Origin of the sequence: Nocardia blacklockiae, assembly GCF_015477355.1 — a bacterium.
Classification (GTDB): Bacteria; Actinomycetota; Actinomycetes; order Mycobacteriales; family Mycobacteriaceae; genus Nocardia; species Nocardia blacklockiae.
In genome coordinates this window covers 1-21,743 of the sequence record NZ_JADLRJ010000024.1, presented here as the reverse complement: position 1 = coordinate 21,743, position 21,743 = coordinate 1, and the positions used below count along the sequence as shown (strand labels likewise).

General features: G+C 64.7%; 21 protein-coding genes and 1 pseudogene. 10 read left to right on the top strand and 12 right to left on the bottom strand.

Annotated features, from left to right (window positions below; translation table 11 throughout):
* Positions 1 to 63 precede the first annotated feature (63 nt).
* The 6 genes from IU476_RS35520 to IU476_RS35495 all read right to left on the bottom strand — a co-directional run bounded on the left by IU476_RS35520 (position 64) and on the right by IU476_RS35495 (position 4,896).
* Entirely contained in the window at positions 64 to 798 is a 735-nt protein-coding gene (locus IU476_RS35520; protein ID WP_195106739.1) for a DUF8176 domain-containing protein, read from the bottom strand.
* A 96-nt stretch (positions 799 to 894) separates the two neighbouring features.
* Positions 895 to 2,040, bottom strand: a complete 1,146-nt coding sequence (locus tag IU476_RS35515) for a lipase family protein (protein WP_195106738.1) — start codon at positions 2,038 to 2,040, stop codon at positions 895 to 897.
* The gene (locus tag IU476_RS35510) at positions 1,988 to 2,857 is read right to left on the bottom strand and encodes a cytochrome P450 family protein (protein WP_195106737.1); all 870 of its coding nucleotides are present in this window, start codon (positions 2,855 to 2,857) and stop codon (positions 1,988 to 1,990) included. The genes IU476_RS35515 and IU476_RS35510 overlap by 53 nt, the downstream gene beginning before the upstream one ends.
* Before the next feature lie 203 nt (positions 2,858 to 3,060).
* Positions 3,061 to 3,879, bottom strand: a complete 819-nt coding sequence (locus IU476_RS35505; RefSeq protein WP_324194589.1) for an SAM-dependent methyltransferase — start codon at positions 3,877 to 3,879, stop codon at positions 3,061 to 3,063.
* A 124-nt stretch (positions 3,880 to 4,003) separates the two neighbouring features.
* On the bottom strand, positions 4,004 to 4,294 hold the full coding sequence (locus IU476_RS35500; RefSeq protein ID WP_195106735.1) for a hypothetical protein: 291 nt from the start codon (positions 4,292 to 4,294) through the stop codon (positions 4,004 to 4,006).
* 14 nt (positions 4,295 to 4,308) lie between these two features.
* On the bottom strand, positions 4,309 to 4,896 hold the full coding sequence (locus IU476_RS35495; protein ID WP_195106734.1) for a hypothetical protein: 588 nt from the start codon (positions 4,894 to 4,896) through the stop codon (positions 4,309 to 4,311).
* Between the two features lie 291 nt (positions 4,897 to 5,187).
* Here IU476_RS35495 and IU476_RS35490 point away from each other — a divergent pair, with 291 nt between their 5' ends.
* The 3 genes from IU476_RS35490 to alaS all read left to right on the top strand — a co-directional run bounded on the left by IU476_RS35490 (position 5,188) and on the right by alaS (position 9,525).
* Positions 5,188 to 6,273, top strand: coding sequence for a helix-turn-helix domain-containing protein (locus IU476_RS35490; RefSeq protein WP_228824843.1), 1,086 nt, complete (start codon positions 5,188 to 5,190; stop codon positions 6,271 to 6,273).
* Positions 6,270 to 6,476 carry a DUF397 domain-containing protein gene (locus IU476_RS35485; RefSeq protein WP_195106733.1) on the top strand — a complete coding sequence of 69 codons (207 nt, stop codon included), beginning with the start codon at positions 6,270 to 6,272 and terminating at the stop codon, positions 6,474 to 6,476. The genes IU476_RS35490 and IU476_RS35485 overlap by 4 nt, the downstream gene beginning before the upstream one ends.
* 376 nt (positions 6,477 to 6,852) lie before the next feature.
* On the top strand, positions 6,853 to 9,525 hold the full coding sequence (gene alaS / locus IU476_RS35480; RefSeq protein ID WP_195106732.1) for an alanine--tRNA ligase: 2,673 nt from the start codon (positions 6,853 to 6,855) through the stop codon (positions 9,523 to 9,525).
* Here the strand turns inward: alaS and IU476_RS35475 are convergent.
* From IU476_RS35475 to IU476_RS35455, 5 genes and pseudogenes are all read right to left on the bottom strand, one after another.
* On the bottom strand, positions 9,515 to 10,201 hold the full coding sequence (locus IU476_RS35475; RefSeq protein ID WP_195106731.1) for an HAD family hydrolase: 687 nt from the start codon (positions 10,199 to 10,201) through the stop codon (positions 9,515 to 9,517). The genes alaS and IU476_RS35475 overlap by 11 nt on opposite strands.
* Entirely contained in the window at positions 10,201 to 10,743 is a 543-nt protein-coding gene (pyrE, locus tag IU476_RS35470; RefSeq protein ID WP_228824845.1) for an orotate phosphoribosyltransferase, read from the bottom strand. The genes IU476_RS35475 and pyrE overlap by 1 nt, the downstream gene beginning before the upstream one ends.
* A gap of 199 nt (positions 10,744 to 10,942) precedes the next feature.
* Positions 10,943 to 11,347, bottom strand: a pseudogene (locus IU476_RS37280) (SLOG cluster 4 domain-containing protein); the annotation flags it as partial.
* On the bottom strand, positions 11,344 to 12,213 hold the full coding sequence (locus IU476_RS35460) for a hypothetical protein (RefSeq protein WP_195106729.1): 870 nt from the start codon (positions 12,211 to 12,213) through the stop codon (positions 11,344 to 11,346). The pseudogene IU476_RS37280 and the gene IU476_RS35460, both read right to left, overlap by 4 nt.
* Positions 12,210 to 13,079, bottom strand: a complete 870-nt coding sequence (locus IU476_RS35455; RefSeq protein WP_228824842.1) for an aspartyl/asparaginyl beta-hydroxylase domain-containing protein — start codon at positions 13,077 to 13,079, stop codon at positions 12,210 to 12,212. The genes IU476_RS35460 and IU476_RS35455 overlap by 4 nt, the downstream gene beginning before the upstream one ends.
* Before the next feature lie 234 nt (positions 13,080 to 13,313).
* On the opposite strand from IU476_RS35455, the gene IU476_RS35450 reads away from it, so the two are divergent.
* Together IU476_RS35450 and IU476_RS35445 are read left to right on the top strand one after the other, a co-directional pair.
* Complete coding sequence (locus tag IU476_RS35450; protein ID WP_195106728.1) at positions 13,314 to 14,747, top strand: NsdA family TPR-like regulatory protein; 1,434 nt, start codon at positions 13,314 to 13,316, stop codon at positions 14,745 to 14,747.
* Positions 14,744 to 15,589, top strand: coding sequence for an NAD(P)-dependent oxidoreductase (locus tag IU476_RS35445; protein WP_195106727.1), 846 nt, complete (start codon positions 14,744 to 14,746; stop codon positions 15,587 to 15,589). The genes IU476_RS35450 and IU476_RS35445 overlap by 4 nt, the downstream gene beginning before the upstream one ends.
* A 66-nt stretch (positions 15,590 to 15,655) precedes the next feature.
* Here IU476_RS35445 and IU476_RS35440 read toward each other — a convergent pair whose 3' ends face one another.
* Positions 15,656 to 16,930, bottom strand: a complete 1,275-nt coding sequence (locus tag IU476_RS35440; protein ID WP_195106726.1) for an IS256 family transposase — start codon at positions 16,928 to 16,930, stop codon at positions 15,656 to 15,658.
* A 964-nt stretch (positions 16,931 to 17,894) separates the two neighbouring features.
* Between IU476_RS35440 and IU476_RS35435 the strand changes: the two genes are divergently transcribed.
* The 5 genes from IU476_RS35435 (at position 17,895) to IU476_RS35415 (ending at position 21,578) form a co-directional block, all read left to right on the top strand.
* Positions 17,895 to 18,104 (top strand): hypothetical protein, encoded by a 210-nt coding sequence (locus tag IU476_RS35435; RefSeq protein ID WP_195106725.1) that lies wholly within the window; start codon positions 17,895 to 17,897, stop codon positions 18,102 to 18,104.
* 182 nt (positions 18,105 to 18,286) lie between these two features.
* The gene (locus tag IU476_RS35430) at positions 18,287 to 18,793 is read left to right on the top strand and encodes a DUF4365 domain-containing protein (protein ID WP_195106724.1); all 507 of its coding nucleotides are present in this window, start codon (positions 18,287 to 18,289) and stop codon (positions 18,791 to 18,793) included.
* On the top strand, positions 18,793 to 19,932 hold the full coding sequence (locus tag IU476_RS35425) for a hypothetical protein (protein ID WP_195106723.1): 1,140 nt from the start codon (positions 18,793 to 18,795) through the stop codon (positions 19,930 to 19,932). Before IU476_RS35430 ends, IU476_RS35425 begins: the two co-directional genes overlap by 1 nt.
* Before the next feature lie 331 nt (positions 19,933 to 20,263).
* Positions 20,264 to 20,506 carry a hypothetical protein gene (locus tag IU476_RS35420; protein ID WP_195106722.1) on the top strand — a complete coding sequence of 81 codons (243 nt, stop codon included), beginning with the start codon at positions 20,264 to 20,266 and terminating at the stop codon, positions 20,504 to 20,506.
* Between the two features lie 274 nt (positions 20,507 to 20,780).
* Positions 20,781 to 21,578 (top strand): hypothetical protein, encoded by a 798-nt coding sequence (locus IU476_RS35415; protein WP_195106721.1) that lies wholly within the window; start codon positions 20,781 to 20,783, stop codon positions 21,576 to 21,578.
* The last annotated feature ends 165 nt before the right edge of the window (positions 21,579 to 21,743 follow it).

Here is a 21,743-nt window from a genome sequence, read left to right as displayed (position 1 = left end):
GCACGGGACAGGTCGGGCCCGATGCGAGGACAGGCGGCGGCGTGGTGGCGAGGAGCGCGGGCGTCATGACTGCGCCTGGAAGTTGATGATCAGCAGGCCCCCGCCCGGAGTCGGGCGGGTATTGACCACCTGGAGGTAGTCCATGCGTTGCCCGTCCGGATGCATCTCCACGATGTGGACGTTGGCTGTGTTCGCGCCGAGCGGGGTGATCGCGACACAGTGCGTGGTGCCCGCTGGGATCGAGGCGATCCCGTCGGCCAGGGCCTGCGCGGTGATCCCGGCCTCGGGGGCCACGACCCGCAGTGCTTCCTCGGCGGAGCGGCCGATGTAGTAGGCGGCTTCGAATGCGGCGATCACGCCCGCGACCGTGGTCGTGTCGCCGCTTCGATCGGTGACCACCGGCCCGGACAGGCCCGCGCACGCGCCGCCTGCGCCCGTGGTCGTGGTGGCCGCCGGGGCCGCGAGCGAGGCGCCTGTCCCGGTGTCCTGGCCGGGCTGGTGGGTGGTTCGGGTGGCGGCGAGCATCCCGATGGTCACTGCGATCAGGGCGGCAAGGGCCACCCAGCCACGCACGGGCAGGCCGTGCCCTGCTCCGCGCCGCACGCGCGGCGAAGGGTGTTGGTGGCGGTCCGGTTCGGGCAGCCGGAACCAGTCGGTCTCCGCGGCTGGCGGCGCTGGATCGGTGCTCGGCGGCGGGGTGGCGTCGAGGTCGAGTTCACGGTCATCATCGAGTTCGGGATCTGGAGGGGTGAGCGGCGGGCCCCACTGCTCGGCGGGACCGTTGTCGTTGCGGGCCAACCTATTTCACCTCCGAATCGGCAGCTGCGATCGAGCGTCGCCCGAACCCGCCCGCGCGGTCGTGCGCAGGGAAGCGGGACGTACGCGGCACTGCGGTCACGCGGGCGCGGCGCGGCCGGGACCGGCCGGGCCGAGGTTCGCTGGGTCGGCGAGGTCCTCGCCGAGGCGGGCGAAGCCTTCCCCGATCGCGTCGATGGCTGCGCCGGTGTGACCGGTCGGGTACTCGCGCCAAGTCACCGCCGCGCCGCGCTGGCGGTAGGCGATCATGGTGCGCCGCCCAGCCTCTACGGGAACGACCTGGTCGTTACTGCCGTGGTAGAGGTGCAGGGGTGCTGTTGGCGCGAGGTGGGCGAGGGTCTCCATGGCCAGTAGGTCGCGCCAGCGTGGCTCGTTCCAGGGATCGGGGCGGTGGCACCAGTGCGCCAGCGGCTCGCGATACCAGTCCATCAACTGTTCGCCGGTGAGGGTGTCGGCCTGCTCGGCCAACCTCTGCCCCTCCTCGTTCAGCACATCCCGCAGCCGCAGATCCGGATACGCCTGCGCCAAACCGATCAGCCCGGCCACACCGAGCACCGCATACGCCCCCGTACTCACCGCGGGCGCGACCGCGGCGAGGTCCGAGACGACCGCACCCGCGCAGAGGCCGCGCAGTGCTAGCTCCGGGGCGTAGCGCGGGGCCAGCTCTCCTGCTGCCGCGACCGCCCGGCCGCCGTCGGCGTACCCCCAGGCCACTACGGGCATCGGTGGGGGCTCGCGGTCGTCGGTGTCGAGGTCGGGGACGAGCTGGGCGGCGCGGGCGAGGTCGAGGACGTGCTGCCCGCCGGCACGGGCGGCGAGGAAGGTGTGCGGTCCCAGCCCGGTGACGCCGAGGCCCTCGCCGTCGGGCACCGCCACCGCCCAGCCGCGCGCCAGCGCCTCGGCGGGCACGACGATATCGGGGCTGTCGGGGTTGGCCCCGACAACCAGTGACCGCGACGGCGCGCACGGCCCGCCCAGCCCGCGAAACGGCGGGTAGTACACCAGTAACGCCTCCACGGCGGGGCGGGCGTCGCTGGTGGTGTCGGGCAGGATCACGATCCCCGAGGCGGGGATCAGTTCCCCACGGGAGGTGGTGGACACGTACAGGATCTGCCAGGCCGCCGCCGCATTCGGCAACGGGGGGACGAACGCCGGGCGCATCCTCACCAGATCACCTGGGCGGCAGCCGGGTTCGAGGATCGGCGCGGTGTAGAAGTCGGTCATGATGGGCTCCATAAGTCGTGGGATTACTTGTGTCGCAGGATGTTTGGTTGCGGGTGGCAGCCAGCACCAGCCGCACCGCGTTGGTGATCAGGTTCGCCATCGGCTCGGTGCCCGGACCCAGCAGCAGCGCCGTCTGCGCCACCACCTCCTCATCCGTGAGCCCGGCCGGGTGGGTGATCAACCGCGACATCATGTCCCCACCCAGCGCGCCGCGTTTACGGCGGACGACCTCGTACAAGCCCGCGGCGAACCGCTCCCCCGCCCCGTGGACGCCGTCGAGGATCGCCGCCATCTCCGCCCACGCCCGCCGCGCCGCCGCGTCCGGCAGGCCCAGCAGCTCGCACATCACCGCGAACGACAGCGGCAGCGCGTACCCGCCGACCAGCTCGGCCTCGCCGGCCTCGCAGAACCGGTTGATCAACTGCTCCGCGGCCCGATCGACCGCCTTCTCCACCATGTACCGGTCTACCGACTCCAACGCCGCCACAATCGACGTGCGATACCGGCGGTGTTCATCGCCCGCGTTACGCAAAGCGTTGTCACGGTGCTCCAGCAAGGGCTTCACCGGACACCCCTCCGGCACACCGCGCTGCCACGCGCGCGGGTCAGCCGGGAACTGCTCGTCGTCGGCGAGGATCTGGACCGCATGCCGGTATCCGATCACCAATGTCGCGGGCACCCCCGGTGCCAGCCACACCGGCACCAGCGACCCGAAACGCTCCCGCATCTCGCGGTACGCCCGATGCGGGTCGGCCGCGAACTCCGGCGTACTCAGGTCCCACCGAGGTTCGGAGTCCGTGCTCAACGGTGACGTCACGACACCCCTCTGCCCCGTTGCGCCCCAGCCACACTCGAATGCGTCCGGCCACCGGGCAGGTGCGCCTGACTTCTGCCGGAGCCAACAGGCACCGCCATCGGGCGCGCACCCGCGCTGTTCTTACTCAATGGTTCTCCACTTTCTCGATCTGGTTATCGGGCAACACAATTCACCGCGTGGCGGTTATCTGCCGTCGTGCCCTGTCAGGGCTTCTTCGCGATCGCGGCGTACAGTCCGACCTGGGCATCCAGGTGCGTGAGGTCGCTACCGGGATGGCCGAGGTCGAGCGGGCCGGGCCGCCACCGATGCGGTGGGACCAGTCCCGGGTCCACCAGGTCCATGCCGGTGAAAAACCTGCCGATCTGCTCCCGGGTGCGGAACTGGCACGCCATCCCGCCATTGCGGTAGATGCGCTCGATCTCGGCGAAGGTGTCCGGGTCGAAATCCGGTGTGGCATGGGTGATCACGAGGTAGCTGCCGGAGACGACGGCGTCGAGGAGGGTCGCGACGATGTCGTGGGGGTCCTGGTCATCGGGCACGAAATGCAGCACCGCGTTCAGGCTCACCGCCACCGGCTCCCCCAGCCACAGCACGTCCTTCAACTCGGCGGCATCGAGGATCTGCTCGGTCCGGGTGAGGTCGGCGTGGACATAAGTGGTGCGGCCCTCGGGCGTGCTGGCCATCAGCGCGCGGGCGTGGGCGAGCACGATCGGGTCGTTGTCCACGTACACCACCCGCGCCCGCGGATCGACCCGTTGCGCGACCTGATGCAGATTCGGCGCGGTCGGGATACCGGTGCCGATGTCGAGAAACTGCCGGACACCCTGGCAGGCAAGGCATTCCGTGGCCCGGTGGGTGAACGCACGATTGATGTGCGCAGCCTGCCGCACCGAGGGAAACACCTTCCCCACTTGCTCGGCATACTCACGATCGGCGTCATAGTTGTCCTTGCCACCGAGGTAGAAGTCATACAACCGGGCAGGATGCGGAACCGACACGTCGATATCCACGATGAAATCCACGTCGAAGCTATTCCTTTCTCGCAGCAGGCAAGCCGAGGTGACGAATAGGGGTGTCGAGAGCGAACGCACGGTCAACATCCCGCGGATGAGCTAGGCACGCACCGAGCGCAGATGGTTCCGAGCGTCAGACAGCGGGATCATCAGCGGCAGGTCTCACCGACCGACCACAGATTCCCGGCCCGACCATCGCCGACCAATAGTCGTGGCGCACCGCATCCCACAACCGCGCAAGCTTCGGCCACCGGCTCCGCGCGTCGGCAAGATCGGGATACGGGCCCTGGTCCAACGACACCACCGGAAAGTTCTCCGACGTGTCGTACACGCCGCTGATCCGGATGACATGCCTGTTCAGCGTCCAACTCGCCTCCAGGCCGTCACACTCAGTGACGTGCTCGCGCGTCGCGTCGTCCATCACCAGCGGCTCTCTGACTACCGGTGCGCGACACCGCGCATCTCGTCGATAAGGCCGTCCAGCGCCCCGAGCATCGTCAACGTTTCGTTCGACATACGCGGTCGACCGGCAGCGAGCGACTCCCACGCGATACCGCGGGCCTCGGCACGCTGTCGTGGCGTTGTGGCCGCCAGCTTGAGCTTTCCCGCGTTCACCAAGCACCGGACCGCAGCGGCCTTGCGCGGGCACTCCACCACGCGGCACTCAATATGCAACCGGAACAACCGGTGCGCCTCGGCCGGCGCGAGCTTCCAGTCCGGAAGCCCATGCGCTTCCGGGGCGGCTAGCGGTGGAATCGCCCGAGACCACGTCTCGCCAGGACATACCGTTTCGAGGTCGAACCGCGCGCAGATCCGCGCGGGACTGTGCCCGACCACTTCCAGGTCGTACACGACGATCGCGGCGGCGTGGATGCCTGCGGCGATGTTGATCGCGTACCCGACCGGGTCGCCGTGCCCCTTCGGCGGGCGCACCGTGTACAGATACCGGTAGCCGAGGTGCTCAGCGTGCTGCTGGATCCGACTTCGACGGCGCGGGGCATCCAACAGGGAGATGTCGAATCCCATCGCTTTTGGTCGTTGACCGTGAATGGAGGCTGAGCAGTCCTGCCGATGCGCTGTGGCGGTCATGGTAGGCCTTCCGAATAGGGTTGTGCAGATATGGATTTCGGGACACGCGAGCCTCTATTGGCACAGGGAGACGTTTCGGTGCGGCTTCCTGGCGCGCCGTCACGGCCATTACGCTTGCTTGAGTCACCTGGACCTCGACTCTCTGGGGTTAGTAGATGCGCCCAACATGGCTAACACGTTGTCGCGCATCCGTTTTCAGGTCTCGCCTTGGAGAGGTGAGCTTCAACTTTGTTGCTGCGCGACGGGCGGCCACCGTGGGACAGGATCAGCGACCACCCGCCGGACGCATCACCAGCACACACGGCGAACCACCGGAGCGGAAGTGGAAAATGGGAATCCAAAAAACGTTCCCAAAAACCCTGGAACATGCCCGATAATGATTCGGGAACGTTCCCGAATCGGGAACCGACGCTGTCCCGGAAGGGGAAGACCTTGCCAGACCGCGATAGCAGCATCACCCGCCGCCAGCTGGGCCGAAAGCTACGGGATGCGCGTGAGGCCGTGGGGATGACGCTGGAAGAAGCTGCGGCGTTGATGGAGTGGGGCAAGAGCACGCTTCAACGCATGGAGAAGGGCGAGAACCAAAAGATCCGCCTCCGTGACCTCGACGGCCTGATCGAGATCTACGGAATCGATGCCGAGACAGCAGCGGTGCTGCGCGCACTCGCGCAAGAAGGCACGGAGAAGTCGTGGTGGCACGAGTACGGCAACGCGATTCCGTCGACCTTCAGCGCCTACATGGGATTGGAGTCGGCAGCCCACACTCTGAGGACCTATCAGCCCGACCTGGTGCCCGGACTCCTTCAAACTGCGGACTACGCACGCGTCCTTGTCCGCAACGCGTTCCCAGACGAAAGCGATGCGGACATAGAAAGCAGAGTCCAACCCCGCATGAGACGGCAACAACTGATCACACGGAAAATCAAGCCTACCAAGTTGGACGTTGTTCTCTCGGAAACTGTGTTGCGCCGGGTCATCGGCGATTCTACGGTCATGGCAGCACAACTTCGGCACCTAGCCGATGCCAGCACGCTGGAGAACGTGTCGATTCGCGTCCTCCGGTTCTCGGCGGGGATGCCCACAGGCGACCAAATCGGGCCCTTCGTCGTCCTGGAGTTCGGGACCGATGGCAGAGGGCGGCCGATCGAGCCGACGACGGTGTACGCCGAGGGGTACAGCAGTGACATGTACAGCGAGAAGGTCGGTATCGTTCAGCGGTACACGCAGGCGTTCGAACGGCTGCAAGGAGCGGCGCTGGACGTGGCTGGTAGTCGGGACCTGCTGCGAATCATGGCAAGGGAGTACAAGCGGTGAACGTTGACCTAACCGGAGCCAAGTGGTTCAAGAGCAGCCGCAGCGGCGGCGCCAAGGAGTGCGTCGAGGTCGCATTTCTTGCCGGGGGCTTGGTCGGTGTTCGCGACTCGAAGAACCCCGCCGGGCCCGCCCTGGTATTCACACCGTCCGAGTGGGACAGCTTCACTACGGATCTACGAGGCGATCGGCTCGGCCACGCCTGAACCGGGTGTTGGGAGGCACGCCGACAACGAACTCGACAATACTGGCGCGCACCGTTGTTCGCGAAGGCCTGGCAGGGAACATGTTCGCCGTCACCGACAACCTTCGCGAGGGTCAGCAGCTGGTCGTCTAGACGACGAATACAATGAGACACGTCCCGGGCCAGAAGGGCCCGCCCGACGTTCGACCCACTCGGTACCGATCGGCGCGAGCACCCGGGTAACGCGCCTGTCTTAAGCTCTGTCCGATGTAGATCTGACCCTCGTGAGTAGGCTGCCCAGGGCCACTGAAATAGCTTCAACGGGCCGACTTACCATGGGGTGGGTTGCTCCTGACCCGTAGGGGACTCGTGCCCAGCAGACCATGTGGAAGGCGTCCATGCATTCAGCCGATATCAGTAGCCGCGCGCTTCGGTTCTTCGAGGACCGGGGTCACACAGTGGTGCCGTCGGCATCGCTGATCGCTGATGACCCTACGTTGCTGCTGATCAATGCGGGTATGGCACCTTTCAAACCGTACTTTCTCGGTGAGGTGCCGCCACCGTACTCGCGCGCGACGAGCTTGCAGAAGTGCGTGCGGACGGTCGATATCGAGGAGGTCGGCAAGACCAGCCGGCATGGCTCGTTCTTCCAGATGTTCGGCAACTTCTCCTTTGGTGACTACTTCAAGGAGAAGGCGATCCCGTATGCGTGGGAGTTCCTGACCGGGTCGGTCGCTGATGGTGGCCTCGGCCTGCCCGAGGACAAGCTGTGGGTGACGGTGTACCTCGATGACGATGAGGCCGAACAGATTTGGCGCAACGACATCGGAGTGCCCGCCGAGCGTATTCAACGGTTGGGCATGTCCGAGAACTACTGGTCGATGGGAGTGCCGGGTCCGTGTGGCCCGTGCTCGGAGATCTGCTACGACCGCGGGCCTGCGTTCGGGCGCGACGGTGGCCCGGTCGCGAACGACGAGCGGTACCTCGAAATCTGGAACCTCGTGTTCATGCAGAACATCCGGGGTGAAGGACCGGCCAAGGAGGGCTACGAGATCCTTGGGGATCTCCCCTCCAAGAACATCGATACGGGCTTCGGCCTGGAACGCATGGCGGCTCTGCTGCAGGATGTGCCGACGATCTTCGATATCGATACGACGCGGCAGATCCTCGACCTTGCGGCCGAGTTGAGCGGCGCGAAGTACGGCGCCAGCGTCAAGAACGATGTCGCTCTGCGCGTGGTAGCGGACCACATCTTGACCAGTGTGATGCTGATCGGCGACGGCGTCACCCCGTCCAATGACGGCCGCGGATACATCTTGCGCCGCATCTTGCGCCGGGCGGTACGGATGATGCGTCTGCTCGGGTCGAACGATCCCGTCGTCCACGAGCTTGTCGCACGGGCTGTTCAGGTGATGAGCCCGATGTATCCCGAGCTGGCGGGCGAGCAGAAGCGCATCGACCGTGTTGCGGTCGCGGAGGAGTCGGCGTTCTCGCAGACGCTGAAGGCCGGCACGGCGATTTTTGATCTGGCCGCCGACGAGGTCCGCAAGGGCAGCAGCCTGATCCTCCCTGGAGACAAGGCTTTTCAACTCCACGACACTTACGGCTTCCCGATCGATCTGACACTCGAGATGGCCGAGGAGGCGGGCCTGTCGGTCGATGAAACGGGCTTCCGGAAACTGATGGAGGAACAGCGCGCTCGGGCGAAGGCCGATGCGGCGGCGCGCAAGATGGGCGGCCACGGTGAGACTGGCGTCTACCGTGACCTGCTTGCGCTGGGGGCGACCGAGTTCACCGGCTATCAGCATCTGGAATCTGAAGCGACCATCCGCGGGCTCGTCCGGGAAGGCGAGCGAATCCGCGCTGCGGGCGAAGGCGACATCATCGAGGTCGTTCTCGACCGCACTCCGCTCTACGCCGAGTCCGGCGGCCAGGAAAGCGATGCGGGGGTGATTGTCGCCGATGACGCCGAGCTCGAGGTCCTGGATGTGCAGAAGGTCGCCCGCAAATTGTGGGTGCACCAGGTGCGCGTGCTGCGCGGCGAGGTGGCAGAAGGCCAGAACGTGTTGGCAAAGGTCGATCCGGAGTGGCGTATCGGCGCACGTCAGGCCCATTCCGGGACCCATATCGTTCACGCGGCGTTGCGAGAGGTGCTCGGACCGACGGCTTTGCAGAGCGGCTCGTACAACAAGCCGGGCTATCTGCGCCTGGACTTCTCCTGGACGGGCGGTTTGTCGCGGGAAACGCGTACCGAGATCGAGGAGGTCTCGAACCTCGCTGTGCGGCGTGATCTGCCGGTCGCCGTGGAGTACATGACCTTGCGGAAGGCCCGCGACCTGGGGGCCCTCGCGCTGTTCGGCGAGACGTACGACGAAGAAGTTCGTGTCGTGGAGATCGGCGGCGAGTGGTCGCGCGAGTTGTGCGGTGGCACCCATGTCGCGCATTCTTCGCAGGTCGGGCCGTTGACGTTGATTGCTGAGTCGTCGATCGGGTCGGGTCTGCGTCGTGTCGAGGCGTACGTCGGGATCGAAGCATATCGCTTCCTCGCGAAGGAACGTGCGCTCGCGGTGTCGGTGTCCGAGATTCTGCAGGTCCCGATGGCCGAGATCGGTGATCGAGTCTCCGGGCTGCTCAAGCAGCTGCGGGACGCAGAGAAAGAGGTCGCACGGTACCGCGCGGCGGAACTGCGGCAGCTGGCGGACGAGTTCGTCAAGCGAGCCTCGACCGCCGACGGCGTATCTGTTGTCGCCGAGCATCTTTCGGAGCCGACGACGACCGACGAACTGCGCTCGCTGGCTATCGACGTCAGGGACCGGTTCGGCGATCGGCCCGCCGCTGTCACTCTGACGGCGCTCGCGAACGATAAGCCTATCGTGGTGGCCGCGGTCAACGAGCCGGGCCGTCAGCACGGTCTCAAGGCCGGTGACCTTGTCCGGACCGCCGCGAAGGTCCTGAAGGGTGGTGGCGGCGGCAAGCCGGATATCGCCCAGGGCGGCGGAACGGACCCCCTCGCGACAGCTGATGCGTTGCAGGAGGTCCGCCGCACGATCGGGCAGACGGTCAGCCCGTAATACACCGCCGGGTCGGTCGGTCGTCGACATGCGCGAGCATGTCGGGGCCAACCTGCTCCGGCTCGGTGAGCACTACGTCCGCGCCCGCCCGGTACAGGGCGGCCGGGCCGACGAACCCCCACCCGGCACCTGCGGTCAACGCTCCGGCAGCACGCCCCGCAGCAACATCAGTTGACGTGTCACCGAGGAAGAACGCCCGCTCAGCCGTCACTCCCAGCGCGGTGCACGCTGCGAGGACGCCGTCCGGAGCTGGTTTCGGTGGGGCGTCTTCGTGGGCGATAACGACATCGACCAATTCGGCCACCGAGGGCGGCAACAGGAAGTCGAGGCGCCTGCGCGCCTGCGCGGTGACGACCCCGAGCCCAGCGCCCTCTTCTGCGAGGGCGGCCATGCCGGACACTGTGGCCTCGAACACCCGAAGTTCCCTCCCCACGGCTGTCGACAACGCGACGTCGAAATGATCCAGGTACACGCGCGGTGCATCTGGAACACCAAGCGCGACAAGCGCGTCCACGGGCGGAAGGGCGATGCAACCGTCCAGAGCGGCGGAATCCACGGCCGTCTCCGCCCATTGGCCGGCGAGCGTGCAGAGCGCGGTCCTGGTTGCCGAACGGGTGTCGATGATGACCCCGTCGAGGTCGAACAGCGCCGCGTACTTAGGGCTCCGATTCCGCATCAGCCGACCCACCTGCGCTGTTCGGTACTGCCAAGCGTCGACGGGGTGAGTACCGAGCGCAGCTCGACGTCTTCGGCTGCCAGCCGGTCACAGCCGCCGAGGTCTCGATCGAGCACGCAGATCGCCGACGAAACCGCAGCGCCCATCCGGCGCAGAATTCGTGCCGCTTTCAATATCTGCGAGCCCGTGCGTACGACATCATCGACCACTACGACCCGCCGATCGGCGACCGTTCCTGCCTCGATTTGGCGGCGAGTGCCGTACGCCTTGGGCTCGTTCCGGAAGAAGGCCGCCTGCACATTGGCTGCCGCAGCGAGAGCAACGGCGAGTGGAACACCGCCCAACGCGAGTCCGACAACGACCTCGGTATCGGCTGGGAGTTCCCGTGCCATGGCGCCGGCGACCTCGCGGAGCAGCGCGGGATCCGCGGCGAGCAGGTACTGATCGAAATACTCGTCGAGCACATCCCCGGAGGGCAACGTGAACGTGCCGTGCTGCACAGCGGTTGTGCGGATTCGTGCGACCAGACTGGTGGACAACATCAGCAACCCCCAACGGATGCGACAGAATCGTCTCTGCCACAAAGGTTTTCACGGCCTGCGGTGAGCTCGGCCAGCGCTTGCTGGAAAGCGTCGGTATCCGGGATTCACTCAGGAAGCCGAGCGGACGTGTCGGCGTCTCGAACAGCCAGCGCTCCGATTTCAAGAATGCCGACAGGCGTCGGGCGGTGTTGCCTGCCAGCCAGACGGGGACGGGGCGGATGTTGCCCGCGTACCAGATTGCGGCCGTCAGTTCGTGCAGCGTTCCGACCCCGCCGCCCATCGCGACCACCAGATCGGTTTCGTCGAGGAACCTATGTAACCGGTCGCCCATCCGGGGCAGACGAACCGCCGTAGAGACGTGGGAATTGAACGGACCCCAGTCCACATCGGTCAAAGTCACGGCAATGACACGTCCACCAGCCCCAGCAGCCCCGCGAGCTGCCTGCTCCATCAGCCCGTTGTAGCCGCCGTGCTGCAGAACGAAGCCAGCACGAGCGAGCGCCTGCCCTAGATCGTGTGCGAGCGCCTGCTCATCATCGGATGCCGGTACCACGCCACCGAAAAATGTTGCAGTCGAACCTGTTTCGAGTCGCAATTCATTCATGGTAGCTCCAGGTAGTAGCGGTAGGCGTCGATCGCGTCCGTAAGCCCGTCGACCGTCTCCGGTGCGACTTTCCGCGCGATGGCGAGCACTCGGTCCAGCCCCTCGGTCAGCGAGGCGAGTGTCGGGATTGCGGGCGCCGAGATGAGCGCCATCAGGTCGGCGAGGCATTGCCGGCCGAGCGGAGTCGATCCGATCTCCTCGCGCAGCTGATACCAGCCGTAGAACTGCGACGTATCGGCGAGTGCGGTCTTGATGAGGTCCTTTGCGGCAGTGTTGAATAGGACGGCTTCGGAGTAGGCGATGAACTCCTGACCACGGGCGATCCGTTTACGGATCAGGTATCCGAGCACCAACGTCTCGATGAGCAGGTCTCGGCAACATCGACGCTCGCCCATCTTGTCAGCGACAAACCGCACAATGCTTGGATCAGGCTCGTACACCGCGTCCGGGTCACGCACGAAGATCGACTGCGTCACGGTGCGCTCTCGTGCCCTGCCAATACTGCTGGCGGGCGCGACATACAGGTCGATTTGCTGAAGACTCCCCGCCCAGCCGACGAGATAGACGTAGCCGAGCCCGCCCATCTGCCCGACGATCGTGTCCCGCCATCCGGGAAACATGCCGCCCAGCTCGGCCGCAACCAGTGAGTCGAGGACGGAGACGAACTTGGGGAACGCTCGATCCTCGACACCGACGACGAAATCGAGATCCGACAGCCGATCAGCGGTGCCGCGGGCCAGCGAGCCACGGACGAGCAGATGCGTCACGGCCTCACTGCGCGTGAACAGATCGGCGGCCTGCTCGAGTAGACCGAACTGCTCCGGACGGTTCAGCTGGGCGAGTTCATTCATCACCTGGACAGTCATGCGGACCGCGCCTCCGATCGTGACAGCCCGAGCATGACCGCCTTGGTGGCCCGCCACTGCTCGGCCGTCTCCGAGCGGCCCAAGGAGTCGTACAAGTCGGTGATCATGTCGTAGGCGAGCCCTTCGGGGAGCGAACGCTCGTAGAACAACCGGAGCAGGACCTTCTCGGCCGATTTCGGATAGCCCAGCCGCGCGAGGGACAAAGCGTTGGCGTAGTGGTTGTCGAGCTCCGTTCGCGTCGCGGTAGGCAACGGGACTACGTCCGAGTCGGCGAGCCATTCGTGCTCGGCCAACTCGGCGAACCGATCATCGGCATAGCAGTCCAGCAGCAGGTGATAGCGATCCGGGCCGAGAAGATTGCAGGCGCCGTGCACATGGGTGGGCTGCAGCCGCCAAATACGACCCGGGCACAAGTGAACCTTCACTCCCCCCGTAACGAGCGCCGCCGAGCTGTTCGTCATCACCGGAATGTGCAGCCGGTGACGCTCGGAGTTGTCGAGCTCGTCATAATCGCGGTGCTCCCACAAAAACGAGTTCGGCCCCAGGCGAGCGAGACGAACCCACATGTACCGTAAACCCAACGACAACAAGAACTTTCGAGTAGCTGGCATCTGCTGCAACAACGTCGTCTCCACCGGCGTACAGTCCCTGATCTTCACGTCGGTCGGCTCCCCGGAGTCGTTCAGTAGCGATAGGGTCCACCATCCGCCGGACTGGTGCTGCGCATACTCCGAGACCCACATCCGGTCCTGCGGCACAGTGAGCACCTCGTGCCGAAGCCGTTCCAACCAGGGAGTGTCGATCTTCTGAAGACAGCCAACCTGTCTCAATAGCGCCCGGTTCTCCGCGGTAGCCATCGACAACATGACGTCCCACCCTTTCCTTCGGTTGCCCGCCGCGACAGAGATACATTCCGCCGCTGCGTGAGCGGTGCATTCCGATGGTCGGTCGGCGAGGTGCGACATGGAGGTGACGTTCGATGTCCGCCTCAGTGACGTTCGAATGTCATTCGGCTCCCGCGCTCGCAACCAGGGCCGTAGCCTGAATCGCGAAGGCTCCCAGGGCGATTCGGGATGCCTCACGGTGAGAGGGAGGGTCACGTGGACAAGCAGGTCGCCCGGACGCGTCTGGAGCAGCTGATCGGTCAGCGGCGCCTGACCATCGGCGAGTTCACCCACATCTTCAACCGAACGGCGGCCACGCTCACACATCCCGCCTCGAACACCGGAAAGGTCACGATCTCGCGCCGACAGGCGATCCGCTGGGTCACCGGCGACATATCCGCCCTGCCACACCCAGCGTCGTGCCGAGTGCTCGAACGAATGTTTCGGGAGACCGCGGAGGAACTCTTCGGTCCGCCCCACCCCAGCGAACCGGAGGCCACCTCGGCTGACGGTCCCCGCACCGGGGATAATTGCACTGTGCCCGCGAAGCAGGTTGTCTCACCTGGCGGCGACCACGCCTCGCGCACATCGCAAGCATCCTGGTCACCAGGCGCCTGGGACGACATCGAAGGGGCAACATCGATGGCAGCCGCCGAGTCAGCCAAGTTCGGCCAGTTCGCTGAGCAGACGAACGTCGGACCGCACACCATTGAGCAATTCCACGCCGACCTGCGCCGAATCGCCAACAAATATCCCAACCACAGCGTCTACCCGATCTTCGTCGAGCTTCGAGAACTGCGGAACCGCACATTCGACCTGCTCGAAGGACGACAAACACCGGCCCAATCCCGAGACCTCTACCTCACCGCCGCCGGGTTCTGCGCCCTGCTGTCCAACGCATCGTTCGACCTCGGATGCTTCGATGCCGCCGAGACCCAGGCGCGCACCGCCTTCCTGGCCGCCGAGCTCGCCGGCCACAACGGGATGCGCTCATGGATCCGAGGAACCCAAGCACTCATCGCCTACTGGGACGACCGGCCACAAACCGCCGTCGACCTTGCTCAAGACGGATGGCGCTATCTACCCGAAAACGGAACCGCCCGAGTCCGACTCGCGTGCATCGAAGCCCGGGCGCGAGCCCGCCTGCGTGATGCAGCTGGCACCGAAGACGCCCTCCAGCGCGCCGAACTCGCCCGCGAGGCCATCATCTCGCCCGACGACCCCGGCGGAATGATGGCGTTTCCCATCGCCAAACAGCACTTCTACGGTGGCGCGGCACGACTGTGGCTCGGCGGCGCAACAAATCTCGCCGAAGCCGAACAGCTCGCCGCCGAAGCTGTCCAGCTATACGAGGGAGCACCGCCCGGAGAACGCCGCGTCGGTGAAATGTCGCTGGCTCGTTTGGATCTCGCGGTCGCCCGTATTGCCCAATCCGACCTCGACGCCGCTGCCGAACAAGTGGAACTGGTCCTTGAGATCGGCGGACGACGCCGAACCGAGTCCATCGCACGACGGCTACACCAACTGGCCGCTGCCCTGGAACGACCGCACCTCCAGACCTCCGCGCTCGCAGTCTCCATGCGCGAACGAATCTCCTGCTCGCCCATCCGCACACAACCCGCCATCTCATCCAGTGGAGGTACCCCGTGAAGGTTGGTCTACTGCACCCCGGCCGGATGGGCGCCGCTGTGGGAGCTCGCCTCACCAGCCACGGCCACACGGTGCTGTGGTACCCGCATGGACGCAGTGCCGCAACGCATGAACGGGCTCTCGAAGCAGGTTTGGAGCCGGTAGATGACCTGTCCGAACTTCTCGCTCATGTCCCCATCGTGCTGTCGATCTGCCCCGCCGCAGTCGCTGAGCATGTCGCAGAACTCGTGAGCGAGTACCAGTACAACGGCATCTACGTCGACGCCAACGCCATCAGCCCGCAGCGAATGCGCTCCATCCACGAACTGCTTACGTTGACCGGTTCCAGCGTCGTCGATGCCGTCATCAGCGGTCCACCCCCGAACGACACCACGGGACCTCGAGTCTACCTGGCCGGCGCTCCTATACCCGTATCCGAGGTTCAGAACCTGTTGGCGCGCAGTTCAATTGATACGCACCCCCTTGGCGACAAGATCGGATCCGCCAGTGCACTCAAGATGGCGACCGCGTCATACCTACGCACCGCACGACTTCTCACAGCACTCGCCCACGCCCTTGCCGACCATCACAACGTTGCAGAAGTCTTGACGACCGAAGCGTACCGCCTCGGTGTCCCGATGCTGGCCGACCGCGCTTACCTGTCGACTGTCGCCGCCCGCGCCTGGCGATGGATACCAGAGCTGCACGAGATCGCCGATACAATGCGTGACGCCGACCTTCCGGCATCGATGGCCGAGGTCAGCGCCGACATCTATGAACTACTCGCACCGGAAAAGGACAATTGGTCCGCAACACCAGAAGCCGCGCTACAACGTCTCATGGAATCCCAGCGAGAGGAGTAGCAGGTAGCCCCGTAGCGCACTCAAGACGGGTCTGTCCAGATAACGGTGTAACTCGGGTTGATTGAGTTATTTCCGTCTGGCGGTGAGTCGGCCGTCGAAGGTGATGTCGAAGGCGTTCAACGCTGCTTTCCATCGGGTGATCCATCGTTTCTGGCCCTCGCCGGTGGGATCGAGGGCCATGACCGCGAGATAGACGCATTTCAGCGCGGCTTGCTCGTTGGGGAAATGCCCGCGAGCACGAACCGCGCGGCGGATGCGCGCGTTGACCGACTCGATCGCATTGGTCGAACAGACGACGCGGCGGATCTCGGTGTCGAACGCGAGGAACGGGGTGAACTCGGCCCACGCGTTCTCCCAAAGCCGCACGATCGCAGGGTATTTCGCGCCCCAAACCTCGGCGAACTCGGAGAACCGTTCCAGTGCCGCGGCTTCCGTGGGGGCGGTGTAGACCGGTTTCAGCGCTTTGGCGATCGCGGCCCAGTCCTGGCGTCCGGCATAAGCGAACGACGCGCGCAGCAGATGAACGATGCAGGTCTGGACCACCGCCGCCGGCCAGGTCTGCCCGATCGCCTCGGGCAGGCCCTTGAGACCGTCGCAGACGAGCATGCAAACATCCTCGACACCACGGTTTTTCAGCTCGGTCAGGATCTGCAACCAGAACTTCGCGCCCTCACCACCATCCCCGGCCCAGAGCCCGAGGATCTCGCGACCGCCCTCGACCGTGACCGCCAACGCAACATAGATCGGCCGGTTGGCGACCTTCCCATCGCGGATCTTGACGTGGATCGCGTCGAGGAAGATCACCGGATAGACCCTGTCCAGGGGCCGGTTCTGCCATTCGGCCATCCCGTCCATGACCTTGTCGGTGATCGTCGAGATGGTCTGTTTCGAGACATCAGCGCCGTAGACCTCCCGCAGATGCGCGCAGATCTCGCCATGGGTCAGGCCCTTGGCCGACAGCGACAACACCATGTTCTCCACCCCGTTCAACCGACGCTGGCGCTTGCGCACGATCTGCGGTTCGAAGCTCGCGTCACGGTCACGCGGGACATCGACGGCGACCGGGCCGACATCGGTCACGATCGTTTTCGAGCGGGTGCCGTTGCGCGAGTTCGGTGTTCCGCGACCAGCCGGGTCGCCGTGGTCGTAACCGAGATGATCGGTGATCTCACCCTCCAGCGCGGACTCGACCACCAGTTTCGTCAGCTGCAGCCCGCTGGCGCGGGCCTGGGCCACGAGCTGGCCCACCAGCTCGGCATCCACCGCCGTCGTCTTCGGTTTCCTGGATCGGGCCACCGCGTCAGTATCGGCCAACTCGGCGGCTACCACATCAGAGTTCATGTGCCACTCCTTGTTTCGGAGTTACACCTTTGTCTTTACAGTCCCCTCAAGACGACGGCACCCGTGAGTTCTCAAAGTCGTGGCATCTGGAAGCGGGTCTGTGAACCGTCACGAGTAAGGGACGGTTCACCAAGAACATAGCAACCATCCGCGAGAAGGACTGGATCTGGCCTGTGTTGCGGATCTGCACTGCTGGTCTCGTGCGACGACGGTGTCCCCATACCCTGAGCCTGGCACGCCTCAAGCGGAGATCGATCCGTACGGCGGTGTGCGATCCGGCTTGTTCGTCGATGGTGGATGGACGCTCACAGGGCCGCCCGTGGCGACGCTAATCTCGTTGCTGCTGAACAAATTGCGTTATCGCGATCCCTCCGTGAAGCCGATAGCGGACGGACTACGACTCACGAGCAAGCAAGGCGACCTTTACGGAACTGCAAGGCGCTGGTTTCTGCCGGAAGCACTGAATCCGCAAGCGCGAGAACAAGTCCAGATGCAGCCTTGGGCGTGGGAACCTGTGTACTGGTGAGCATGAGACTTCGCAGATGTCGACCATTCTGTCCGAGGACTGGTGTGACGAAGCGGTTTTTGTCGGTGCCTGCTGTCATCCTCGTGTTGCTCAACAACATTCGGCGACAAGGGGACTGCCGTGCGAGGGGACGATTCGGGCGATGACACGCCGGACTACATCGACCGACACTATGTGCATCGGGCCTTTTGAGGCCAGGCGACGCGCATGCGTCGCCGATCTGGAACACGTACATAAAGCCGCTGGTGGACCCATTCGTGGACGACAGCAACGAGCATCGGTACTGCGACGAGGACGAGTTCCATGAACTCATCTGGGAGACATGGTGTCAGGCCGGCGTCGACAACGATGTCACCATCGAGCAGGAAAGCGAACTCTCTGAGGGGGTCCTCAGCCGCGCGCGGCAGCCGCATCGACTTCCGCTTCTACTACGACGACTTGTACCGCGTCGGGGTGGAGGTCAAGGCCGCGGGCTGGTGGTCGTCGGAGCAGGTACAGGAACAGCTCGTGCGCTACGCCGAGACCGGCGAAGTCGATTCGGTGCTGCTGCTGACCTCCGATCCGGACATGGCCGAAATCGACTGGCCTCGTTATCTGGGGGTCCCGCTGTTCATCGTGCTGCTCACCGGACGTCGAGGTCTACTGTAGCCGCATGGGCCGTTGCGGGACACCGGCCTCGGAGATCTACGTGCGGAAACCGCCTGTAAGACGTACGGGTTCGGCGAGAATTGGGTGGTGACGAAGAGGGAGAGCGGGAAGGCGCCACTTGGCGTATGGCGGTACGACCTGATCCGCGGTAACTTTTTGCTGGCTGTCGAAGAGATCAGGGCATGACCGTGCTGGCGATCCCGCATCCGGACTATGGGCTGAGTCTAAACGGCGCCAAGTCGCGGTACAGCCTGTCCTACTTGTATGCGGTGTGCTCTCAGGCGGGATGCACTGTGAAGGAGACGCCACAGGATTCCGATGTTCACGCTGTCGACGCCACCGTTCAGTTCGCTGAAGGTGATGTTCGCGTCCAACTGAAGTGCTCCAGCAGATATCGGATGACAGGGTCACAGATTCGGTTTCCACTCCAGCAGGACTGGATCGACAAGTGGAAGAAGCACCAAGGGGCCACGTTCGTTGTCCTTGTCCTAGTTCCCAAGGACAAGGCTGAATGGGTCGAGTACGGCGCCGACACCCTGCATCGAACGCAGGCGTACTGGGCCAAGTTCGACAGGACCTCGACGGAGAAGTCAATCGTTATCCCCCGCGCCAACCGATTCGGTGTCTCCACGCTCGACGAGTGGCACTCTGAGTTCGCGATCGACTTCGGAGAGGAGGCAGCATCCTGATGTCCAATGACGACCTGCTCACACACACCAAGGCGTGGATGCTGCAACACGGCTGGAACGAGGTCTCCGAGGGCGCGGCCGGATGGATGTGGAGGCGCACCGCCCCCGGTGAAGATCCTCGGAAGATCGCCCTCGTCCGAGACCTCGCCAGCGATAGCGTCGCGTTCAGCGGCGTGGTCCAGCGCCTCGCGGCAGCACATGGGACGCCAGCAGATGAAGTCGAGCGCAAACTGCGGTGGTGGGACACAGATGTCACCATGCTGCGCGCCGCCAACGACATCGTGATCGCCGATACGATCCCCCTGACCGCGGGTGCAGTAATGGTGGAATCCGCACGGCTGATGTATCGAAGCTCGGCCACCGCTGCCGTACGGCTTCGCTCTGAGATCAGTGGTGGGTATTCGAAATTCGGTGACGACATTAGCGACACCGTGAGGATGGGCCATACCGAGCGTGGCTCGTATGTCATTCCCGTCTACGTGAAACTGAGCGACCCCGAACCAGTGGATGATGACGAGCAACCACCGCTGGAAGGGTTGGAGCGCCGGTCGGTCGAGACGGTGGAGTCGGTGGAGCGTCGTATGACTCGAACCTTCGCCCAAGCAATGCAAGCCGTCCACGATCACGTCGTCACGCCAGAACATCTGCCGAAAGGGGACGAGGTGGTAGGGCTTGTCTCCGCCGGGGTTACACGCGAGTTCGTGTCAGCGATCGGCCGCGTCCTCGCCGAAGATGCAGTAGCGGAATTTGAAACACGTTTCGAGTGGGCCTCCTCGCAGCCGACCCCGGCTCGCATAGCCAAGTCAGTCAGTGTCCCCGCGGCGGCTAAGGAGAAGCTGACTGAAACGGTCCGGCTTCTGAAACGATCGAAGCGCCGGGAATTCAACGTCATGACTGGCCCGATCGTCACTGTGAGCAAGTTCCCAGGCGATCCGATCGTCTACGCGACGATCAAGACGGTTCGAAGCGGCCACCCCTGCAATGTCACCGCCTTCTCTAGTACCCCGCTGAAGACGGTCACAGAGTGGATGAACACCGGTGAGACAGTCCAGCTACAGGGGGTGGTAGATCGTGGGAGCGGCGGCCTGGTCGTACGGAATCCGCAGGGATTCGGGCCTATCGCATTGCCTACAGAATGACCGCGCGGACGTGGTCAGGCGAGTGCTGTAATTCGTTGCGTTGGCTGAAACGCAGATTCGACTGAGGTAGCACCGGCTTCGAATGCCCTTGGGCCATAGCGTGTCCGAGGAGTGCCGGGGCTGCGGCGTCTCGGCGGCGCGACACACCGACCAGACGTCGCGCTCAGTGGTGGCGGGCGGCGTGGCCGGTAGCCTCTACGTCGGCCGCTCGGTGTGAACAGACAGGGCTATGTCCGTAAGGAGCGGTACCGCCAGTCAGGCCAACTGGGCATGAGACCCGACGCCGCTTCGCGGTGCTGGGACCGACGTACGGCTGTGCCGTACGCGGGCGTTGACGATCAATCCGTTCGAGGGCGCGCACTTCGCGCTCCTCGCGGCGTTGCTGCGCACCCTCATGCCCAGATTGGAGATTCTCATGTCCAAGTCCAGTCCGATGGACCGCGAGTCCGCCGACCGTATCAGCGCGGCAGCCGAACGCGATCCCGGTTCCGACACCGCGCAGTCAGGGTTCGACGAACGCGCCGAAGCTGCCGCCACCCGCAATGAAGACGACTACGACGACAAGTACGAGTAGTCGTTAAGATAGGCCGCGAAGACAGTCGGTGGGCCCGAACGCGGGCTCGCCGACCGCCCGACAGGCGTGGCTCGATCGAAGCCGGTCGGAGACAGGGGCTTCGGGCCCGGCCTGGCGCGCCGCTGCCCTCCCAGGACGCGGAGGGGGCCGGGGCCGGTTTGTTCACACCGGCCCCGGCCCGTCTTCTGTCGCTAGGCTGCCAGGTCTCCTGAATGCCCTTCACGCTGAGTCCACAGCGACCAAGCAGTTCGATCTGGGAGATCCCGCCTCGCCGATGGCCAAACACGCGGCCGCGCTTGATGAGCGCCAGCGGGAGCTGACCAAGTTGATCGCCCACAACCACGCCGATCTCACCAAGAAGGTCGACGAGGTAACGGTCGCCTTGAAAGTGCGGGAAGCGAAGGCCGGCGTTGTCCGAATGACCCCGCTGAAGGGTGATTCGTTTGCAGCTCGCGTCCACGAGTACCTCGACTCCATCGCCGCCGGTCTCGGTGACGAGTACTGCGAGACCGGCAGCATCGTCGGGGTGATCCCCCGCTCCAAGAAGGGCGACGGCTTGTTGACCACGGCCGCTGGCGCGCGGGTCGTACTCGAGATGACCGACTCCCACCGCAAGGGCTGGATCGACTACCTCGACGAAGCCGAACGCAACCGCCAGGCTGCGGCAGCCCTCGGCATTGTGCGGACACCTGAGCAGAACGGTGGTGAAACGATCCGGGTGCTCGGTCCTCGCCGCATGGTGTTGGCATTCGATCCCGACTCCGACGACCCAGACCTGTTGCGAGCGTCGATCATGTTGCTGCGTGCTGCAAGTCTGATGGTTGCCGCTCGCGGCGGCAGTGAGCAGTTGGCCACCGCACAGGAAAAGATCCGCGACGCCATTGCTCGGCTGGAGAAGCTCGCGACAGCAAAGAAGTCCGCCGATGCAATCCGCAGGGAGGCCACCAAGATCGAGAAATCGGTCACCGACTTCGTTTCCGGGGTCGAACTTGTACTGGCGGAAGCGATGACGGCACTGACGATCAATGCCGGGCCGACCCTGGTGGCATCGCCGCATACGGACGTCGCGTAGAGGTCTCGGTACTCAATCGTGGCACTCAGAACAAGATCCGCGCCCTAGGTCGTGTCTCCCAATAATTTGAGCCATTCGACGACCAGGGCCAGGACGAATCCGGCGCGGTAAGTGATTGCGAGCTTGTCGTAGCGCGTGGCCACCGCCCGCCAGTGCTTGGCCCTG